This window comes from Erythrobacter sp. CCH5-A1, assembly GCF_001557115.1.
Taxonomy (GTDB): Bacteria; Pseudomonadota; Alphaproteobacteria; order Sphingomonadales; family Sphingomonadaceae; genus Erythrobacter.
On the sequence record NZ_LSKQ01000060.1, the window covers coordinates 1 to 887 of the forward strand.

An 887-nucleotide genomic window follows, 5' to 3' on the forward strand; every position below is an offset into this window, starting at 1 on the left:
CTCTCCCCCCGGGCCTTCCGCCCGGCCCGTGCGACAGCCCCCGCTGGCGCTCGTCAATCCGCCCACGGCCCGAACGGGTCTGGGCGAGGATGCGCAGTTGCTATGAAAGGCCGCCGTGCGGCGCGGGTGGCCAGGTGCCGAAGTCGGGCGTCAGGCCTCGTCCGGTTTGAGGCGGCTCATCGCTTCGAGGCGTGTTATGAAACCCTTGGCCTCGATCTGGTTAGGGCCATCCCGTTGTGCGAGCGTCGCCATGCGGTCGATTTCGAGCCGAGCGACGATGCCGGCGTCGATTTCGCACCACGGTTCGAGCACGCGGGCCGCGTCAACGGCTCTGGTCAGTTCCGAGAAGGTGGTGCCGGCCCAGACCAGTTCCTTCTGGTCGCCTTCGGCATCGGGCGGGCCGAGAACCTGCGCGAAGAAGGTGTTCAGCGGACGGTCCCATCCGATCCAGGCGGTCTCGGCTTCGACGCCGTCGCGCAGCGGAACTCTGTGTCTGCTCATGGTTTCATTCCCTTGGATCCTGCGTTGGGCGCCAGCCTCGCGTCTTTCAGTCACTCCATCGGCGTTCGCGTCAATCGGACCTTCAGCTCAATAGTCCTCGGCGCGCATGAGCGTAATGACGCGGCGCGTGATCGAAGCGTCGGCAGGGTTTTCTGATCCGTAGGTCAGTTCGGCATCGTAATAGATCCTATGCAGGCCGGATCGGCTATGCCGTTGTTCCGTCGAACCTCACGGAGAACGCTACATGGAGAACTCGTCGTCAGATTACTGCCCCAAGACTTCTGTCATCGTCAGCGTTGAGCTCAGCAAGCGCAACTGGCTTGTTGCTTCGCTCTCGCCAGGAGCGGCGAAGCCTTCGCTGCGGACAATTCCTGCCGGGAACAGCA

The 887-nt window shown here is 63.6% G+C and carries 2 protein-coding genes; both read right to left on the reverse strand.

Features of this window, described 5'->3' with window-relative positions:
• Window positions 1–150: 150 nt before the first annotated feature.
• Entirely contained in the window at window positions 151–501 is a 351-nt protein-coding gene (locus AX708_RS03025) for a hypothetical protein (protein WP_067489499.1), read from the reverse strand.
• Window positions 502–588: 87 nt separating this feature from the next.
• Window positions 589–696: a DUF3768 domain-containing protein gene (locus AX708_RS20230; RefSeq protein WP_156454520.1), complete on the reverse strand. Its 108-nt coding sequence runs from the start codon at window positions 694–696 to the stop codon at window positions 589–591.
• Window positions 697–887: the final 191 nt, after the last annotated feature.

Excerpts from the sequence above, each read along its gene's own strand:
- AX708_RS03025 (WP_067489499.1), bottom strand. The coding sequence starts at position 501 with ATGAGCAGACACAGAGTTCCGCTGCGCGACGGCGTCGAAGCCGAGACC.